Source organism: Vallitaleaceae bacterium 9-2, assembly GCA_038396585.1.
Lineage (GTDB): Bacteria > Bacillota > Clostridia > Lachnospirales > Vallitaleaceae > UBA1351.
Genome location: CP121691.1, coordinates 589681 through 609172, shown reverse-complemented (window position 1 = coordinate 609172; position 19492 = coordinate 589681). Strand labels below are relative to the sequence as shown.

The window sequence follows — 19492 nt, the reverse complement described above, 5'->3', positions numbered from 1 at the left end:
ACCCTCCCACAGGTGTAGAAACTAGTTGCTATATTATACCATAGCTTCTAGCACTTTTCCATGGAGAGGGTCAAAATAATCTGCGATAAAATTTTTACTGCAATTCAAACGTTCCTATATATAGTTGGTAATACTTGCCTTTTTTCTCAAGCAATTGTTCATGATTGCCTCGTTCAATAATACGCCCTTGTTCCAAAACCATAATCATATCTGCATTTTTAATGGTCGATAGACGATGGGCAATAACAAAGACCGTTCTACCATGCATAAGCGAATCCATTCCTGCTTGTACAATTGATTCTGTCCGTGTATCAATGCTGGATGTTGCCTCATCAAGAATCATGACTGGAGGATCTGCTACTGCCGCCCTTGCAATCGAAATTAACTGGCGTTGCCCTTGGGATAAACCATTACCATCACCAGATAGCACGGTGTCATAACCATGAGGCAACATGCGAATAAAGTGATCTGCATTTGCAAGCTTTGCAGCTTGAATGCACTCTTGATCCGTTGCATCCAAGCGTCCATAGCGAATATTATCCATTACCGTACCTGTAAAAAGATTAACTTCTTGTAACACAACACCTAGCGAGCGACGTAAATCACTTTTTTTGATTTTATTGATATTGATTCCGTCATAACGAATTTTTCCATCTGCAATATCATAAAATCGGTTGATGAGATTTGTTATTGTTGTTTTTCCTGCTCCCGTCGCTCCGACTAAAGCAATTTTTTCTCCTGGCTTTGCATGTAAAGATATGTCATGTAAAACCAGCTCCTCTGCATTATATCCAAAATCCACATCATAAAAATTCACTTCACCTTTTAGTTCTTCAAATGTAACCGTCCCATCTTGATGTGGATGTCTCCATGCCCAGTGCTCTGTACGTTCCTGTGTCTGACTAATCTCTCCATCGACTATTTTAGCATTCACTAACGTCACATAGCCTTCGTCTTGCTCGCTCTCTTGGTCCATAAGCTCAAAAATGCGTTCTGCACCTGCTAGCGCCATAATGACTGCATTCATCTGCTGAGATACTTGGGCCAGTGGATGAATAAAGCTTCTTGATAACTGTAAGAATGAAGCAATCATACCTAAGGTAATAACATCACGTCCGGTTAAACTAAAGTTTGGTAATGCCGAGATTGCCATTGCTCCACCGACAATTCCTAACAATACATACAAAATATACCCGAAGTTATTCATAATCGGCATAAGTATATTGGCATACTTATTCGCTGAAGTTGCATTTTCACAAAGCTGTTGGTTTTTTACATCAAAGGCTTCTTTTGCCTTAGCTTCATAGTTAAATACTTTGACCACCTTAAGACCATTGACCATTTCCTCAATATATCCGTTAACATCGCCTAACGATTGCTGCTGTTTTACAAAATAGCTGCCGCTGCGTCCTGCAATCACGCGAATCACACGCATAATTAACACCACTGTAATGAGTACAAAAATCGTTAACCAAAGACTTAAGTACATCATCGCAAAAAAAACCGAAACAATGGTAACTACCGAAGAAAACAGTTGCGGCAGGGATTGCGTAATCATCTGACGCAGGGTATCGATATCATTAGTATAATGACTCATAATATCTCCATGACTTCGTGAATCAAAATAACGAACAGGTAATTTTTGCATTTTTGCAAAAAGCTCATCCCGTATTGTCTTTAGAACGCCCTGAGCTACTCCTACCATTACCCGATTATAAATTAAGGTTGCAATGACTCCGACCATATATACACTCGCCATTAAGAGAAGTATACGAAATAGTCCTGAAAAGTTTGGTACACTTTCAATAAGCAACGGAGTAATATAATCATCAATGAGGGTCTGAATAAATAGCGCTGAACTTGCATTAGCTAATGCCCCTAAAATAATAGCTATTACAACAACGCTTAACTGAAGTTTATACTGACCAATATAGGCAAGTAAACGCTTAATGGTATCACGATTGACTTTTTTATTCATGGTCATGACCTCCTTTCACTTGTGATTCATATACTTCCTTATAGATTGCATTTGTTTCCATTAGGGATGCATGGGTTCCAATACCCGCAATCGCTCCATCGTCCATGACAATGATTTTATCCGCTTCTTTAACTGATGCTACACGTTGAGCAATGATGATTTTGGTTGTGTCTGGAATCTGCTTAGCAAATGCCTGTCGAATAAGCGCGTCTGTTTTTGTATCCACAGCACTCGTCGAATCATCTAGAATCAAAATCTTAGGTTTTTTTAGTAAGGCTCTTGCAATACTCAAGCGTTGTTTTTGTCCACCGGAAACATTGGATCCACCTTGTTCAATGTAGGTATCATAGCCATTTTTAAACTCTTGAATGAAATCATGTGCCTGAGCTAGTTTACACACTTCGATGAGTTCTTCATCTGTTGCCATCGCATTTCCCCAACGCAGGTTTTCTTTTATTGTTCCAGAAAAGAGAATATTTTTTTGTAGCACAACCGCCACTTGGTCACGTAAAACTTTTAGATCATAGTTTTTGACATCGATTCCACCAACGCTTACCGTTCCTTGTGTGGCATCGTATAATCTTGGAATAAGCTGTATAAGCGTTGTCTTTGACGATCCTGTTCCACCCAAGATTCCAACTGTCTCTCCAGATGCAATCGACAAATTAATACCATCTAGGCATAACTTATCTGCATCCTTTGAATAACTAAACTTAACATTTTCAAAGTCAATCGACCCTTCTTTCACTTCTTGTATCGGCGCGTCTTTATCTTTTAAGTCACTCTCTTCTTCAAGAAGCTCAGAAATACGTTCAACAGATGCTCGTGAAATTGTAATCATCACAAGAACAAACGACAGCATCATCAAGCTCATAAGAATTTGCATGGTATAGGTAATTAGACTCATCAACTGTCCTGTACTAAGTCCAACTGCCGGATTATTACCGCTGGCAATAATCGCTCTCGCTCCAAACCATGAAAGAAGAATCATAGAAGCATACATTAAAAATTGAACTAACGGCATATTAAATGCCAATGTTTTTTCCGCAACTGAAAAGTCATCATAGATTTCTTTTGAAACTTTTTTAAACTTTTCTTCTTCATAATCCTCACGGATATATGATTTCACTACTCGCATTCCTGCAAGATTTTCTTGAACTATGTTGTTTAATCGGTCATACTTTTTAAACACCCGTTGAAACACTGGATAGGCTCTTGTAATAATCAAAAAAAGTCCTAAACTTAAAATCGGAATCGCCCCTAAAAAAATCAGCGATAATTTCGGATCTATACTAAAAGCGGCAATCAGTGAAAATACAAGCATAACAGGGCTTCTTGCTGCCATACGTAACACCATCTGAAACGCATTTTGTACATTGGTAACATCCGTTGTTAAGCGAGTGATAATACTTGATGTAGAAAACTTATCGATGTTGGAAAACGAAAAAGTCTGTACATTATAAAACATATCCTCACGTAGATTTTTTGCAAAACCCGCGGATGAAATCGCGGCACTTCTTCCTGCCAGTGCTCCAAAAACCAAGGAAATAAACGCCGCAATTAACAGTGCCACACCCATTTTAACAACAACAGACATCTGCCCTGCATCAATACCATAGTCAATCAAATCTGCCATTAAAAAAGGGATAACTACTTCCATTATAACTTCAAACATAACGTATATCGGTGTTTTGATTGCGTCTTTTTTGTATTCTCGAATACTTTTTAATAATCTTTTATGCATATACACTTTCCTCCCTTACTACGAACTGATATTTTTTTTCATGCGTTCAATATATTGATACATCTGCTGTAGCTCTTCTTCTGAAAATCCTTGAACCATGGTATTTTCCATATTCTGTATCTCCCGTTCAATTGCTTCATGCATCAAAATTGCCTTCTTCGTCAGAACAATCTTCTTAAGTCGTGCATCCGAAGGCACACTTTTGCGTTCAATAAGTTCTTTTTGTTCCATTAAACTAAGTACTTTAGATGCTGTTGAGCGAGTTATCGTAAATCGTTCTTGAATATCTTTTTGAAAAATATCTTTATCTTGATGTTTTGCTAAAAAAGAAATAATCCAGCTGTTCATCCCTGTCATCTCTTGTGCATGTCGAAAATATTGTGAACGTTCTACCCGCCGTTTAATAAGGTTATGCAATGCATGAAGCTCAAACCCTAACCGTCTATCCACCATCATTGCCTCCATTTTCATATTGTTTGATTTCTAACTGTTTGATATCAAACATTATAGCGAACTTTCTCCTTGCCGTCAATATTTTTTTCTTTGTTGACAAATATTTTTTTTTCAGCAATACTAACCTTAAGGAGGAGATAAATTATGAATAAGATTCTATCTAAGCGAATGCTTATACTGCTTTGCATTGTCCTAAGCATTGCACTGGTGTATATGCTGTTTCGCACAAATACTTTAACGCACAAATTAATGACCAACGCTTCTGAGGTAACCAAAGTTCAAAGCCAGTTGCAGAAACTAATCAATGAAAACACTGCTTTAAAGACGTCCAATGATACTTTAACCAGCACTTTATCAACGCTCAATAACACTCCCACCAACTTTCACATCAAAAAACTCACTCCCAACCAGTATACAGACATGAACGTATACTCTATAAAGGGTAATGTTTACCAAGCCCCCTTTGATTTTTCTCAATCGATAGAAAATATTGAGCTTAATTGTTTTGTCCTTGGTCATGTCGTTAATGAACTCAATGAAGAGTGGGTATATATTGAGCTATTAAACGTTATGGATGCTACGTTTAAATATGGCTATACCAAGCCAACGAATCTACATTATGATGCTACACAACATTATCCTCTAGATATTGACAGCATCCGTGTTAATGATATTAGCTTTTTGGATACTCTTGATACGCTTCAAGCAAAATTTGGAGAAGATACACTCCCAGTTATTGATGGGGAGGATTGGTCGGTTCATACTGATGATACCTATGTACTTATTCATCCGCACAGTTCAATTGTTGAGGGGATTTTACTTCGAGAAGAAGGGCAAAGTTTTGATGGAATAATTCATGTTGGCGACAACGCCTTAGATGGGATAAAATATTATACGTCCATGTATCCAACCTACTTCGATGAATCCACCTTCTTAGAGCCACCTATGAATTGGTTTGCCCTTTCAGAAGATGGATTGGTTCTTGTTCTGGATTACGATACATCGCTCCCGATAGAAGATAGCCATTTAACCGAAATAAAGATTATAAAAATGCTTGATAGTTAACTATCAAGCATTTTAAATGGACTAAAAATTGGTTTGATCTGGATCAGTTGCCGTTCCACATACGCCTACAAGATTTGTCATCATATCAACATCTTCTTTACTTAATTCAAAATCAAAAATTTGGGCATTTTCTTCAATTCGACTTGGCGTTACAGATTTTGGCAACGGCAAATATCCGCATTGAAGACTCCAACGAAGGCATATTTGCGCAATTGATTTGTCATATTTTCGAGCAAGCTCTTGCATCTGCTCAACTTCAAACACTTGTCCTGTTCCCAACGGGCTATATGCTTCGAGAAGGATTTTGTGCTTATTACAAAATTCCAGTGTTGCTTGGTGGACATCCCCTGGACATAATCGGATTTGGTTGACCATAGGTGTTATCTTTGCCGTTTCTAGCAAAGCTTCTAAATGATGTGGTCTAAAGTTACTTACACCGATTGCCTTAATCTTTCCTGCCGCATAAAATTCTTCAAAGGCTTTCCAACTTCCTGCATTGGCTTCTTTCCAATTATCTCGAAAGTGAATAGGATTAGGCCAATGGATAAGGTATAGATCTAGGTAATGTGTATCAAGTTCTTCCAAAGTTTTATTAAACGCTTTTACCGTCGCTTCATAACCATGATCCGTATTTTTTAGCTTAGACGTAACAAAAATCTCTTCCCGCTCGATTCCACTTTCCTTAATCGCTATCCCTACACTACGCTCATTGTCATAGCCTGCTGCCGTATCGATATGTCGATATCCCACCTCAAGCGCATGCTTTACTGCTGTGACCCCCGTTGCATCATCTGGCGTTTGCCACGTTCCAAATCCCACACATGGGATTTTAATGCCATTATGTAATGTATACGTATCTGTTAAAGCTTTCATCAAAGTCACTCCTTTATAAATACTCTTATGTTTATATTTCTTCCTTTACATTATACCCCTTTGAGTTAACTATAAGTCAAATTTTAATTCAATTTTTCCAACACTTATGGTATATTGGAACAAAGCGACTATGTCGCGTTATCTCACAGAGATATTGTTCGCGGTAGGAAAGTTTCCTTGACGCATTCTGCTATGTTTCAAGGCAGAATGCTAATGTAGGACTTTCCGAGAGCGGAACAAAGCGACTATGTCGCGTTATCTCACAGAGATATTGTTCGTGACGGGAAAGGAGACTCTATGGAACAAGATACTATTCGTCAAGTTTTAGAAATTGCCATATATTCTGGACGCGTTATGCTTGAAAATGGCGCTGAAACTTATCGTGTTGAAGAAACGATTAATCGTATATGTGCTTCTCAAAATATTCATGTTGAAAGCTTTGTTATTCCTACAGGTATTTTTGTTTCATATAACCATGAGGCAAAGGATTATTCCTATGTTCGGCGTATTCGAAACATACACATTGATTTAGAAGCTATTGGGATGGTCAATGATTTTTCTAGAAATTTTGTTGCCGGAAAAATCCCCCTTGATGATGCAAAAGCAAAACTAGATCAAATTCGCTATGCACCTCGTTTTAGCGCACCACTGGTCATTTTATTTGGCGGATTATCCGGTGGATTTTTCACACTATTATTTGGAGGAACCTTCTTCGAATTTATTGCTGCATTTCTCGTCAGTCTTGGTGTTATGACCGCTTCAACGATTATGACAAAAAAATCCAAGTCTTCTTTTATGCGCAATCTTGTTGGCGGTATTGTCAATGGTATTTTGGCACTTTTTTCTGTCGCCACTTTAGTTTTTTTTGGCATTACCGCAAATATTGATATGATAATTATTGGAAGTATTATGCCTCTAGTTCCTGGGGTTGCCATTACAAATGCTATTCGTGACCTTATATATGGTGACTATGTCGCCGGCATGTCAAAACTTAGCGAAGCTTTGCTTGTTGCTGCAGCTATTGCTATCGGTGTTGGTATTGTCTTACAGCTTAATTTGTTAATCTCAGGAGGTCTCTATGTATATTAAAGCCTTTATTATTGCCACTATGTGTGTCATCGGTTTTAGCTTTATTTTTAATCTTCCAAGGCGTGTATTACTTCACTCTGGAATAGCCGGTGCCTTTGGGTGGGTTGCCTATACTTATTTTTTAAATACGTTTAGCTCAACCATTGCCGCTGCTCTTATCGGTGCGCTCGTTGTCGGTCTTTTAGGTGAAATTCTTGCCAGAATCATGAAAATGCCGGCAACGACCTTTGTCATTCCCGGCATCATCCCTTTGGTTCCTGGTTATGGACTCTATTATTCTATGTTAAAAATTATTGAAAGAAATTACCAACAAGCTTTAAATGTTGGTTTTGAATCCTTGCTTATTGCCCTTGGTATCGCTGCTGGTGTTATTATTTCAACATCCATGGGAAAGCTTATTAATCGCCGCCGCAAGGTTATCCCTCAAACCGATCGTCATTAGCGTACTTTTCTAAAAAACAATTCTGTTAAGAAGACTAACATCCCTAGAACCAAAAGGTATGTAGAAATATCTTGGCTCGAATTGACCGGAGGTAATTCACCTTCAAAAACATTTGAAGGGCTTGTGATTATACGTCCTCCTGATTGCTGTATAATACTTTCCGGGGTTAAGCGCCTTTGTGCAAAAAAGTCAAACTCCGGAGAATAAGGAACAATGACTCCGGCAAGAATCTGCTCTGCTCCTTGTTCATCTTCCAGACCAATATTCGCTAAATATACGCCCTCTCCTTGAGGTTTAAATATACCTTCATATACGCCCGGTGCTGTCGCCTTTAAGGTAATCTGTTCTGTCTTCCCACTGGGATTTGTTAATTCTCCTTTTAGCTCTGTCGTTTGGTTTATTCCACCATCTGTCTGTTCCACAACAATTTTCCCTTCGCCATTTACATACTCCGTTTGAACGCTGTAGTCTTGATTGATTTGTTGTTGAACAAGCCATGCCATACTATTTGCCCATAGCGTTTTATTTTGTGGCCAATTTAACCACTGGCTTGTCCACATTCCGTTCATATCCGATGTCCATGCCATTGTACGCCCAAGCCCATATTGCCAGGTTGCAAGAATCGGATCATTATCAGGGCTAGACAGAACTACTTTTGCCATGTTTTTTTCTCGCGTCGCTACATAACCATCTAACATTGGTAACCCACTGATTCCATCCAGTATCGATGAATAGTTGGTTACTTCCGGGTAAAACGACACATTATTAAGATATTTTTTTCCCGCCATAAAAGCTTCTTTTGTAAAGATAGAAGGTATATCCGTAAACACATCGGTGGCATAATATCTTCCGCCACCTGCTTCTGCCAAATTATAGAGTAATCGATTATCTGCTCCTGAACCGACAGCCACTGTAGATAATGTAATCTCTTCTTCACTGATATTATCAAGAATCGTTTCATATCCTGTGTTTTCTGCTTGTCCATCAGTTAATAATATAATATGCTTTAACGCCGTATCTAATGGCATAAGCGCATCAACTGCAGCGTTTAATGCCGGACGAATGGATGTACCTCCACCGGGAACCAACGTAGCTATTGCATCTTGCATCTTTTCTTTTTCTTCCATCAGCGCAGGCTTAACTACCCACTTGAACTCTCCATCAAAAGCGATAACACCAAGATAATCTTGTTCTTCCAAAATCTCTGTTGAACGAATAGCCGCTTCTTTGGCAAGTTCCATCTGCGAGACACCATATTGTCCCGCTGACATACTTCCTGATTTATCAATCACTAGAACCATCCCTAGATTTGGCTTTTCTTCTTTTGATTTGACATCCATCTGAACGGGGAGCATCTCTTCTAGTACCGTATTATAATAGCCTCCAAGTCCATAACTATTATCTCCTCCTGACACCAAAAGTCCTTTTCCTTGATTACGTACAAGCAACTCTAGATGTTCAATAAATGTTGGTGATAAAGTTTCAAGGGAGATATCTGCCAAGATGAATGCATCATACTTTAAGAGATTGTCTAGTTCTAAAGGCACTTCCATTGGCATTACAGATTCAATATGCGCACTTTCATTCAAAAGTCTTATATAATTTTCGCCTTCTTTGTGTTCATCTTGTACGAGAAGAATATTGGCCAAGTCATTGACAATAACATATGCTGAACGTTTATTGTTTTCAATGTATGTATCTTCTTTTGGAACCACTTCAACTGTATAGTCAACTAATCCGCTGGCATCCATTTCATCAAAGAACGTGTATTTATTTTCTCCTGGTTTTAGGTCAACACTTTGGGTAGATGAGAGCTTACCGTTGACATACACCTGCATATCCACTGTCATTGTATCTGTACTTAATATGCTGACTTCCACCTGTATTTGTTGGTTTTTTTCTGCATTTTTAGGTAGCAAAATCTCATCGACTTGTACCTCTTTTTGCCCTACGCGCTCATAGCTTACAACATCTACTTGTATCCCAGCCTCTGCAAGAGCACGTAGTTGCTTGTCGGCTTGATTATTGTTCTCATAGCCATCACTCATGAGTACGATACGTTTACGGATATTAGGATCAAACACCACCTGACTTTGTATCAGTCCTTGATAAATATTGGTAAATGTATCATCCACTTGTACTTGAAATCCATTAAATTCAATACGATCACGTAATGTATTTTCAATTTTACTCTCATTTCCAAAGGCTACTATACCCACAAGATCCTCGTCCGGTTTTTCTTTTAGGGCTTCATGAATGAACGTCTCCATGGTATGTGCATGTTGCGTCATACTCTGAGAACGATCCACTAAAAAAATAGTCCCTTCTTGCTTCGCGGAACGTACAATGGTCATTCCACACAAACTCATGACAATCAAAAGTAAACTGATGACCCGCATCCACCATAAAGTTTTTAATCGTTTGGTATACTTATGCCTTTTATAATAGGTCATTGCCATTACACCGCCAATAGGAATAAGTAAAAGTAGCGGTGCAAGTGTCGTTATATTAACGTGCATAGCGTTTCCTCCTAGTATAGATGAGCCATTCGATCAATAAGACAAGAATCGTAGCCGTACCAAGCCAAAGACTTAAATCTTTGCCTGTCGCATATTTTTTTTCTTCATCCTGCCCAGAAGATATTGTCCCTTCATCTATGCCTCTTTGGGGTGTATTGACTGCAAAGTACTCCCTTTTTTCTTCATCACCTGATTGCTGAATTAAAGAATAAATTCCGGGTTGACTTGCTTCTCTATATGTAATATATTGCTCCTCATTTAAGAGGGTATGCTTATATCCACTCGGTGTTAAAATCCACGCATTTTCCGTATTTGGAAACAAACGAATCTCAACGGCTTCACCAACAGACACCTGATTGTTCTCTAATGCTGACTGATTCATCAGATAATCAAATGTATTGGTCATGAGAATAGGGAATTCTATCCCAAGAGGTAGGTCTGAATAACGAAAATCAAACCCGAAAACAACCCCACGATTCCGACCATCTTCCCAAGAATATGCAATGGATCCATGTTCTGTTTCATATATACTATCTTTCCTTTCTTCGGATGTATCCTTAATATCAAAAACTTGAGTAACTGCAATATTAAATTCCGGCTTATCAATTAAATATGTAATCGGATGTTGTACCGTTTTAAACTTCGGATTTTCAATATATCCTTTCGATTGTATCGTTGTTGAGGTGTTGTTTTGCGGATCAATTATCAAGATATTTCCATCCGTTGGTAACTCCGCCGGCACAAAACTATCAAAGAGATAGATATCATATCCAGTTAGTATCTCATTGCGTGATGCATCAACCTCGTATACATCCAGCTGTTCGTGAAGTGCCATCACTTTTTCTAAAAACAGGTTCCCTTCACTATAATAAGCCACTTTTGCCTTTGTCTTTTCCTGAACAACCGCATAAGCCGTATTATCTATATTCAACCGATCCTCTGTATCAACAACGACTTTTATGATTTTCGTTTCCTTCGGAATCTGATCAAAAAGTACTTGTGTTGACCCGAGGGGGTCAATAGGTATTGATTTTGTTGTTAAATATAAGTCATCGACATAGAGACTGACCATGACTTCTTCCACGTCATTGCCATGATTAAAAACCTCTGTCAATGCAGACAAACCTTTAGCATAAGCTGTTACTGAGACATCATGTATGGAAAGATTGCGTTCATCCTTTCCAATTGGATATATACGTGCCCCTTTAAAACTTTGGTCGCCAAAGTAAGCTAAATCATAGGCATACTCCCCAGCTAATGCTTGAATCGTCTCATAAGCAAGACTTGGATCCACATAATTCATGCTTGGCTGAATTTGACGAAGTCCATCACGAACCATAGCAATATCTTCTTCTTCGCGAAATAAAATCTCCGGTGTCTCTTTAAGAACCACCACGGAAACAATAACATCATCATCTAATTGCTTCAAGTAGTCTATGGCTGTCTTCTTCGCTTCATCAAAACGTGTCGGCTTTATATCCGTCGACTGCATAGAAATCGATCCATCCAAAACTAAAATATGATGCTGACTTGATCCAACGTTTTTCAAGAAAACACCTGCTAAAATGGCCGTTATCAGCAAAATAGCAAGAATTTCCAGTAAAAGCAAGATACTTTTTCGCAGTCGATGGAGTGTTGAAGCGGATTCAATTTCATCAAACACTTGCTGCCACAAATATGTACTGGCAACTTCTCTGTTTTGATGCTTTGGTTTTAACATGTATAAAATAATAATAAACGGAATGCCAAGTAAGGCTGTTAATCCCATTATCTGACTGATTCCCATATAATTTCCTCATTTCACAACATCTTAGTTTTTGATCTGAATCATTTGACGGATAAGCGGTTCGATACCTTCCTCTGCAACTAACTGAAAATAATGCACCCGATATCGACTACATAATCGCTGAATCTCATGCATATACTTTTCAAAGGCTTTTTCATATAACTGGCTGCTTTCAAGCCCAGCATCAATATTATAAGCTTGCTGGGATTCGCTATCAATTAATCGCTGATTACTCTCAAGCACAGGGCGTATCTCGTCTTGTGACAACACATGGCATAAGACGACTTTTTGCTTACGAAAATGTAACATCGGTAAAATCCGTTCTAAGTGATGATCATACATCAAGTCTGTAACAATCACAGTAATGCCTTTTCGAAAACGCGGTTGCCATGTAAAGATCGCCTCTTCTAAGTGACTGTTACCGGTATATGTTTTTTTCTCAAGTTGTTCTACAATATTATTAAACCCTTTGGTTCCCCGGACATTTGTCAAATAGTGATCAACTTTATCATTAAATGTAATCGAAGAAACCGTATCATATTCAGCCAAGGCCGCATATGCAAAGGTAGCTGCCGTTTTTATCCCAACGTCACGTTTTTTTCCAAATCCCATTGATTTGCTTTGATCACTAAAAATCGTTACAGGTGATTCTTGTTCTTCCATAAATAGCTTAATAAAAACTTTCTCAAAACGTGCAAGTGCATTCCAGTCAATTCGACGAAAATCATCTCCCGGCACATATTCCCGATAATCTGAAAATTCGACCGAGCTTCCTTTTGCCGAAGAACGCTTGAACCCAAATTGGTTGTTTTTAAGCTTTAATTCAATATGCATAGGCACATGTTGTACGAGCTTCATAAATTCGCTGTCAATTATTTTGGACATTACTCTTTAATCACTCCTATAAGTTCACTTACTAAGTGCTCAACCGTTACTCCATCACTCATAGCTTCAAAATTAAGTACCAGGCGGTGTCGCAAAACCGGCTCTGCCATGGCATTAATATCCTCAAAAGCCACATTATAACGCCCTTTGATTAATGCACGTACTCTTGAAGCATTGATAATTCCCTGTGCCGCCCGAGGACTTGCACCTGCAAGGACATATTTACGAATGATGTCCGGAGCACTTTCTTGTTCAGGGTGTGTAGCTACAATCAAGCGCATAGCATAATCAAGTACAGGCTGTGCTACAGGCACTGTTTTTACCAATTCTTGTATTTCCAATAGCTCTTCACTTGAGGTTACTGTATGAACTTTTGGCTCATGGGTTCCTGTTGTCAGCTGAACAATCGCTGCTAAGTCTTTCGCCTTTGGAAACAAAACATTTAGCTTAAACATAAATCTATCCATCTGTGCTTCCGGTAGGGGATAGGTCCCCTCTTGCTCAATAGGGTTCTGTGTTGCCATGACAAGATAAGGGCGAGGGAGCGGATAGGTTTGACCTGCCACTGTGACAGTTTTTTCTTGCATGGCTTCAAGCATGGCCGCCTGTGTTTTTGGTGTTGCTCGATTGATTTCATCTGCTAATACAATATTTGAAAACACAGGTCCTTGTTGAAATTCAAATACATTACGATCTCGGTTATAAATATTGGTTCCTGTAATATCTGCCGGCATTAAGTCCGGTGTAAATTGAATCCGTTTAAATGCCAATCCAAGCACTTCCCCTAATACAGATACAAGTCTTGTTTTCCCTAAACCTGGAACACCTTCCAACAAAAGGTTACCTCCAGCCATTAAGCAAATAATTGTATCTTCAATTAATTCTTCTTGTCCGATAATGTGCTCAGACACTTCGGTTATAACCCGCTCGCTCCATTCACTTACATGTTCTAACTCCATCATCTTCGTCTCCTTTTATCAATCCGATGTCTCTAAACTCGAAAAATATTCTTTAACAACTGTTCGCATCATCGGAGGGACCTGCGCTTGATCTATACGCCGAGTCGCCTCACTACTATATTCACTCAGTATGGTGTCGTAACGCACAAACTCTCCAGCTTCTGTTGGAACGCCTTGTACCTCACTATACGTACGTTCTCCTTCTTTTTGACTATCTCCTTGAATAAAACTAGGGTCAGCCTCCCCACCAAGACGTTCTGGTGGATATAAGGACTCATAAATACCTTCTTTTGATTCACCACCTTGATGATGACCTCCCTGAGGCTCTGTGGTTTCTTGCATCGGCGTCTCTTCATTGGTTGAACCTGTTGCAGATGCGCCTTGACCTTCGCCTTCTTGTGCTCCTGCACCGCCTTGACCTTGACCTTCACCTTCTCCTTCTTGGGGATTTTCACCGCTTCCGGCCATGGCTCCTGAACTTTGACTAGGTTCACTCCCATTCGATGGTTCTCCTGAAAATGCCATCTGACTAATGCTTGCCTTTGTCGCTAGGTTTTGACCACTCGCATTGATGGCCGCTTGCATTTCATGAAGTTCGCTTCCCATGGCTTCTAATGCTTTTTCCATAGCCAAGGCTGTCTCTTCTCCCATAGCTTCTTGACTTTGAGCCTTGAGTTGCTCTGCGATTTCTTTTTCTATTTCGCTCAACGCATTTTTAGCTATAGCCAGTTCTTTTAAGGCTTCTTCTTCAGATTTTGCCTTTTCAATATTCTCTTTTAATGCCTCTAGGGCTTCTTCAATGGCTTTCTCTTTTTCTTCTATATCCGCAGCATCTGCTATTTTTTCTTCGAGCAAGTCTTGATCTAGCTTTTCTTCAATCCAAGCCATTTCTTCAATGATTTTTTCCTGTAGCTCTTCAATCTGTGCTGCTTGTTTAGATGAGCTCGTTGGAACCATTAAAACACCCAATGTACCCACGAATAATATCCCAGCAATGAGCCAAGGGCGTCTCCAAATTTTTATCGAATAGCTTGGACGCTTTGTAATATCTTCTATATGTAACAAGGTATCTTCACGTTGAGATGTGATGGCCGCCTCTTGACTATCTTCAAACTCCAGTGCGGTCATTAAGCGCTCCTGCATCCCTAGATGATCTGTTAGCTTTACACCATCTTGTACTGATGGATATAAAAAAGCACTGACAATAATTGAGGTTGCCATTGCGACTAACCCAACATATCCCATCCACATTGTTACATGTACAACCATGACAAATCGACTTACGATAGCCAGTAAACATGTTAGACCAAATCCTATCACCAAAATCCAGCTTAACACTTTAAGGCTACGCTCAATATAAAGTTTTTGTCGAATGGGTCGAATATATCTATATATTTTTTTTCGAAGCATTATTTATCACCTCTTTGATAGTTTATGCTTAGATAAAAGTAAAAATACGCTACTTATAATGGTAAAATAAATCAATGATATTGTCCATGTTGGTATCTTGGATAAAATGGATTGATAATTGATCATATAGCTAATATCCATAAAATCATTATTCAATAACGACAGCAACCCAAATCCAGGATTCGCTCCAAAAAGTATTGCAGAAATATCATAAATATATATTTCAACAAAATCACTTAACCATTGCATATTTTCAAGTTGAGTAACAATCGCTAATATAATCATCAGAATCAGTGGCACAAAATATATAACTCCCAAAATCACATAACTCATCATAATCGCTGTGATATTACGCTTAAAATGTGTCGTCGCAAATATCCCAACTGTCGAGAGCATAAATGCTGCCGCCATGTAGTATAAAACAGTTTTAAATATATCCCACATCGATACCCCACCAAAAAGCATAATAATGCTTATAAATGGTATCGATGCAAAAATAATCAAAAGAATAAACGTTAATGCTGCACTGATTTTTCCAAACAAGATTTTCCATGTCGATATATCTGTGCAAAGCATAAGATCTAAGGTTTGACGTTCTCGTTCTCCCGAAATCGCCGTTGCCGTAAACACCGGGATAATCAACATCAAGAGTGCCATTTGAAAGATGACTAACACATCATACACAGTGGCAATAACACTTGGATCAAATCCATATCCATCATAGCCAAAAACTGTACCTGATGCCAGTAAAACCAATGTTAATATGAGACCGATTAACCCAAGATATACCGTTAAAAGTATGGGCGTCTTCCATGTACGCATCCGCGTCTTTAGTTCACGTTCTAATATTGGATTAAGCATTTTCACCCTCCTGTGTCAACTGCATAAAAATGGATTCTAAGCTTCCGCCAGCTTCTTCAAAATGGTATATGGGCAACTTTTCTTCAATCAATCGGCGAAGTAGCACATGCTTATCTTCATCACTTCCACTATATGAAAATTCAATACTTCCATTTACCACATTCATATTACTGATGTTTGGATATTCTTTTAGCCGAAGTAGCGTAGTATCTAAGTCACTGACAACCTTAAGTTTGATTCGATTAAGGTGGGATAACTGCTTTTGAATCTCAGAAACACTCCCTTTAACCACCATCTTACCACGGTTAATAATCCCGATGGTCGTACATATTTCTGCAAGTTCCAGCAAAATATGTGAACTAATTAGCACGGTCTTATTCATTTCTCGAAGTTTATATAGAATCTGTCGAAATTCTACACGTGCTCTTGGATCAAGTCCCGATGCGGGTTCATCCAAAATAAGTACTTTGGGATCATGGATAAGTGCCCGTGCTAAACACAAGCGCTGCTTCATACCTCGCGATAAGTCATCCACATAAAATTCCGTTTTATCTTCTAGATTGACCAGTTCAATAAGTGGCTGGATAATCTCATCGCGTTCCTTTGGCAAAATACCATGAATGCCGCAATAGAAGTTCATATACTCACTCACTTTAAGATCATCATACACACCAAAAAAGTCTGGCATATATCCCAACATTTTTTTTGCAGCATTACGCTCTTTTGTAATATCCAAACCATCAATATAGATGGTTCCTGCCGTGGGTTCCATTAAGCCTGCTGCAATTTTCATTGTTGTCGTTTTACCTGCTCCGTTAGAACCTACAAATCCAAAGATTTCTCCTTTTTCAATATGAAAAGATAAGTCATCCACTGCCGTAAAGCTTCCATAACGTTTTTTCAAATTTTCCACTTTAATCATTAACAGCACCTCCTTCAAAACGAATTGCCGGAACAATCATCGTGTAATCCATATTCATTATTTTTAATTCTGTCAAATCATAGCTAATTGCCAATGTATTTTCCTCGGACACGTATGTCTCTAAGTCGATATCAATTTCATCTTGTGTCATATCTATTAGCTCCCATTGCTCTGTTTGCGCATTTTGAATATAAATAGCAACAGGTTCTTCATTAGACGTATTTTGTGAAGAATTGTTCCGATATTTTTCATAATACGCTTCACTCGTATACAGTTTTTCTAATTTAAGCATCAACTTATTAATGGCAATCTCTTCCGGTATTTTCCATGTGAAAAAGGCTTTTTCAGTCTCATATAAATCAATGGTTTGAGCATCGCCATCAAAATATGAGTAGCCTTCTTCCATATAACCATAACGCTCTAGCATAATTGATGGTTGAATAAATCCATAGGGCAATGTCATGTCTTGTGCAAAATCAAAGCGATAATCCATCGCCAAAGCGACAAGATTGCGAGAATATTCCTCAACCTCTTTATCATTGATCTCAATGGCATAGCCAACATCATCTTTGTTAATCCCTATAAGCATAACTTGGTCAGATGATCTGTTCCTATTGCGATCATAGGATCGATATAAGTTGTCTTCTAAAAAAGAAACATCACTTCGTAGCTGTTCGGAAAACTTCCCTGGATTTTGATAATGTTGACTCATTTGATAAGTTTTTTCAAGATAATCATAGACATCTGCTACACCTTCAACCGATACTGTTTTTTGACCATAAGCTTCTAATGTTCCTACTTCAAACATTTGTCCACCCCAAATTGCAACTGTATATTCAAGTTCTATCGGCGTCGGATTAAACACTGTCAATTCTACTTTTTCATCGATTACATTGACACGTACCGTTTCATCTTCCACTTGTTTTTCAATCGGAATCACCTTTTTACCTACGGCAAATGTCGGTTCCCATAAAGTAGTATCATAAGATTCATAGTAGCCGCGGCTTCCCATAAATAATTTTCCCTTTGTCTTTTTACTCTCTCGGTTTTCACCGTAATAATGCGAAGTATTTAATGAAGAAATTCTAAAGTTTTCTTCTGAATCCCACGAAACTGTCATCTGGTTATTTTTATTGTTAAACAGAGCAATCTCACTGTTAATTTCTAAAAAGCGTTCGCCTTGGTGATAGTTAATCTCTGAAATACTATTACTAATAGGCTTATCATAACGTGTCATAAATCCAAACAGGTAAATAATTACAACACATACAATCGCCATCGTCGGTACAATAATCCACATCAAGTCACGACGGTCCTTCTTTTTTAATACAAAGTAAGTAATGGGACCTACAAGTATACTATAAATACCTAAAATCAACGCCATAAGTCCATATGGCGGCTTTTTTTCCATAGGGATGTAGCGTAGGCGATAGGAATTATTTCCATAATACTCTTCATATTCACCAGGGTTCATTTGTTGTTCTACATCAAGAACTTGCATAAGATGCGATAAAAAGATACCACCTGTATTCCACTGTGCTAGGGGATCTGCTGTCAAGTCCATAGAAAGCGTGATAAGTTTCCCTGCGCCTATGCGTTCTCCATAGCCTAAGACGCTCTCTTGCTGCTCAATAAAGACAACATCCTCATTCAATGGATTGCCTGTGGCTAAAACCACCTCGCCTACAAATGGAAGATTCGCTTCACTAAAATCTAGGCTAACCTCTTTCGCCTCATTAAATGCAACGTGTTTTAGCCCTTCTGGTAATTGATTCATCATGCGTTGATAATTCGCACCGGTTTCAACAAAAAGCGTATTGCCTTGTTGCATCCAATGAATAATATTTTTTTCAACACCTGCATTAAATCCTAGATTACTGGTATTTCCAAGATAAATATAATCAAAAAAATCCAGTGCTTGTCGTTCATTAAACGCTTCTACAGAATCAAAAAAGATAACATGGGGCGACTTCACCTCAGCTATTTCATTGGATTCTTCTCGGGTTACACGATCATATGTATAAAGTTCTTCTTCTTTGACCATCGCGCTTAAATGCATTTGGTTAAAAAAACGATAATGGTCCGGTTGCTCACTTATGACGGCAATAACTGCACGTTCAGGAGAAAGAAACTGTCTAGCCTTCACTTTTTGCTCATATACCGTTGTATTGTCAACAACAATTCGAACCGGAAACTCTTTTTGTACTGTGTAAACCGGTATATATACATCGAGAACTTTCTCTGCACCTTGACTTATATCAAAAGGCACCGCAAAGACGATTTGCGATTGTCCATCTGTTGCTATATCAATTTGAATCTCTCCACTAACAGCCTCTCCCGCATTACGCATCGTAACATTTAATGGATTTCCCTCTGATATTTTTACGACTTGATCATATCCAACCTCAAGATCAACTTCAAGATTGGTATCTTGCTTTTGGCATCCTGCAAGCAATGCGACAAGCATCAATAAAAATATCCCTTGAAAAATAATTTTCTTTTGCAT

The 19492-nt window shown here is 38.5% G+C and carries 15 protein-coding genes; 3 read left to right on the top strand and 12 right to left on the bottom strand.

Going from position 1 to position 19492, the window contains the following annotated elements; translation table 11 throughout:
* Positions 1-94: 94 nt before the first annotated feature.
* From QBE53_02870 to QBE53_02860, 3 genes are read right to left on the bottom strand one after another with little or no spacing between them, the layout of a single operon-like run.
* Positions 95-1978, bottom strand: coding sequence for an ABC transporter ATP-binding protein (locus QBE53_02870; protein WZL82066.1), 1884 nt, complete (start codon positions 1976-1978; stop codon positions 95-97).
* Positions 1971-3722: an ABC transporter ATP-binding protein gene (locus QBE53_02865; protein WZL82065.1), complete on the bottom strand. Its 1752-nt coding sequence runs from the start codon at positions 3720-3722 to the stop codon at positions 1971-1973. Before QBE53_02865 ends, QBE53_02870 begins: the two co-directional genes overlap by 8 nt.
* A gap of 18 nt (positions 3723-3740) precedes the next feature.
* Positions 3741-4178: a MarR family transcriptional regulator gene (locus tag QBE53_02860; protein ID WZL82064.1), complete on the bottom strand. Its 438-nt coding sequence runs from the start codon at positions 4176-4178 to the stop codon at positions 3741-3743.
* Between the two features lie 141 nt (positions 4179-4319).
* Between QBE53_02860 and QBE53_02855 the strand changes: the two genes are divergently transcribed.
* Positions 4320-5240, top strand: coding sequence for a hypothetical protein (locus QBE53_02855; protein ID WZL82063.1), 921 nt, complete (start codon positions 4320-4322; stop codon positions 5238-5240).
* Between the two features lie 21 nt (positions 5241-5261).
* Here the strand turns inward: QBE53_02855 and QBE53_02850 are convergent, their stop codons facing one another.
* Positions 5262-6113, bottom strand: coding sequence for an aldo/keto reductase (locus tag QBE53_02850; protein ID WZL82062.1), 852 nt, complete (start codon positions 6111-6113; stop codon positions 5262-5264).
* Between the two features lie 297 nt (positions 6114-6410).
* On the opposite strand from QBE53_02850, the gene QBE53_02845 reads away from it, so the two are divergent.
* Complete coding sequence (locus QBE53_02845; protein ID WZL82061.1) at positions 6411-7202, top strand: threonine/serine exporter family protein; 792 nt, start codon at positions 6411-6413, stop codon at positions 7200-7202.
* Positions 7192-7644 carry a threonine/serine exporter family protein gene (locus QBE53_02840; GenBank protein ID WZL82060.1) on the top strand — a complete coding sequence of 151 codons (453 nt, stop codon included), beginning with the start codon at positions 7192-7194 and terminating at the stop codon, positions 7642-7644. Before QBE53_02845 ends, QBE53_02840 begins: the two co-directional genes overlap by 11 nt.
* Here QBE53_02840 and QBE53_02835 read toward each other — a convergent pair.
* From QBE53_02835 to QBE53_02800, 8 genes are read right to left on the bottom strand one after another with little or no spacing between them, the layout of a single operon-like run.
* Positions 7641-10163, bottom strand: a complete 2523-nt coding sequence (locus QBE53_02835) for a VWA domain-containing protein (GenBank protein WZL82059.1) — start codon at positions 10161-10163, stop codon at positions 7641-7643. The genes QBE53_02840 and QBE53_02835 overlap by 4 nt on opposite strands.
* On the bottom strand, positions 10153-11949 hold the full coding sequence (locus tag QBE53_02830; GenBank protein ID WZL82058.1) for a BatA and WFA domain-containing protein: 1797 nt from the start codon (positions 11947-11949) through the stop codon (positions 10153-10155). Before QBE53_02830 ends, QBE53_02835 begins: the two co-directional genes overlap by 11 nt.
* 24 nt (positions 11950-11973) lie before the next feature.
* A complete protein-coding gene (locus QBE53_02825; protein WZL82057.1) occupies positions 11974-12834 on the bottom strand; it encodes a DUF58 domain-containing protein in 861 nt (286 codons plus the stop codon).
* Positions 12834-13793 (bottom strand): MoxR family ATPase, encoded by a 960-nt coding sequence (locus QBE53_02820; GenBank protein WZL83256.1) that lies wholly within the window; start codon positions 13791-13793, stop codon positions 12834-12836. Before QBE53_02820 ends, QBE53_02825 begins: the two co-directional genes overlap by 1 nt.
* Positions 13794-13811: 18 nt before the next feature.
* Positions 13812-15203 (bottom strand): hypothetical protein, encoded by a 1392-nt coding sequence (locus tag QBE53_02815; GenBank protein ID WZL82056.1) that lies wholly within the window; start codon positions 15201-15203, stop codon positions 13812-13814.
* Between the two features lie 6 nt (positions 15204-15209).
* A complete protein-coding gene (locus tag QBE53_02810; GenBank protein ID WZL82055.1) occupies positions 15210-16064 on the bottom strand; it encodes an ABC transporter permease in 855 nt (284 codons plus the stop codon).
* On the bottom strand, positions 16057-16986 hold the full coding sequence (locus tag QBE53_02805; GenBank protein WZL82054.1) for an ABC transporter ATP-binding protein: 930 nt from the start codon (positions 16984-16986) through the stop codon (positions 16057-16059). Before QBE53_02805 ends, QBE53_02810 begins: the two co-directional genes overlap by 8 nt.
* Positions 16979-19492, bottom strand: a complete 2514-nt coding sequence (locus tag QBE53_02800; protein ID WZL82053.1) for a hypothetical protein — start codon at positions 19490-19492, stop codon at positions 16979-16981. Before QBE53_02800 ends, QBE53_02805 begins: the two co-directional genes overlap by 8 nt.

Bases quoted from the DNA above. Each gene is read 5' to 3' on its own strand.
- QBE53_02815 (WZL82056.1), bottom strand. From the start codon at position 15,203: ATGCTTCGAAAAAAAATATATAGATATATTCGACCCATTCGACAAAAA.
- QBE53_02855 (WZL82063.1), top strand. From the start codon at position 4,320: ATGAATAAGATTCTATCTAAGCGAATGCTTATACTGCTTTGCATTGTC.
- QBE53_02845 (WZL82061.1), top strand. From the start codon at position 6,411: ATGGAACAAGATACTATTCGTCAAGTTTTAGAAATTGCCATATATTCT.
- QBE53_02840 (WZL82060.1), top strand. From the start codon at position 7,192: ATGTATATTAAAGCCTTTATTATTGCCACTATGTGTGTCATCGGTTTT.
- QBE53_02820 (WZL83256.1), bottom strand. From the start codon at position 13,793: ATGGAGTTAGAACATGTAAGTGAATGGAGCGAGCGGGTTATAACCGAA.
- QBE53_02870 (WZL82066.1), bottom strand. From the start codon at position 1,978: ATGAATAAAAAAGTCAATCGTGATACCATTAAGCGTTTACTTGCCTAT.
- QBE53_02865 (WZL82065.1), bottom strand. From the start codon at position 3,722: ATGCATAAAAGATTATTAAAAAGTATTCGAGAATACAAAAAAGACGCA.
- QBE53_02825 (WZL82057.1), bottom strand. From the start codon at position 12,834: ATGTCCAAAATAATTGACAGCGAATTTATGAAGCTCGTACAACATGTG.
- QBE53_02860 (WZL82064.1), bottom strand. From the start codon at position 4,178: ATGATGGTGGATAGACGGTTAGGGTTTGAGCTTCATGCATTGCATAAC.
- QBE53_02800 (WZL82053.1), bottom strand. From the start codon at position 19,492: ATGCAAAAGAAAATTATTTTTCAAGGGATATTTTTATTGATGCTTGTC.
- QBE53_02810 (WZL82055.1), bottom strand. From the start codon at position 16,064: ATGCTTAATCCAATATTAGAACGTGAACTAAAGACGCGGATGCGTACA.
- QBE53_02805 (WZL82054.1), bottom strand. From the start codon at position 16,986: ATGATTAAAGTGGAAAATTTGAAAAAACGTTATGGAAGCTTTACGGCA.
- QBE53_02850 (WZL82062.1), bottom strand. From the start codon at position 6,113: ATGAAAGCTTTAACAGATACGTATACATTACATAATGGCATTAAAATC.
- QBE53_02830 (WZL82058.1), bottom strand. From the start codon at position 11,949: ATGGGAATCAGTCAGATAATGGGATTAACAGCCTTACTTGGCATTCCG.
- QBE53_02835 (WZL82059.1), bottom strand. From the start codon at position 10,163: ATGCACGTTAATATAACGACACTTGCACCGCTACTTTTACTTATTCCT.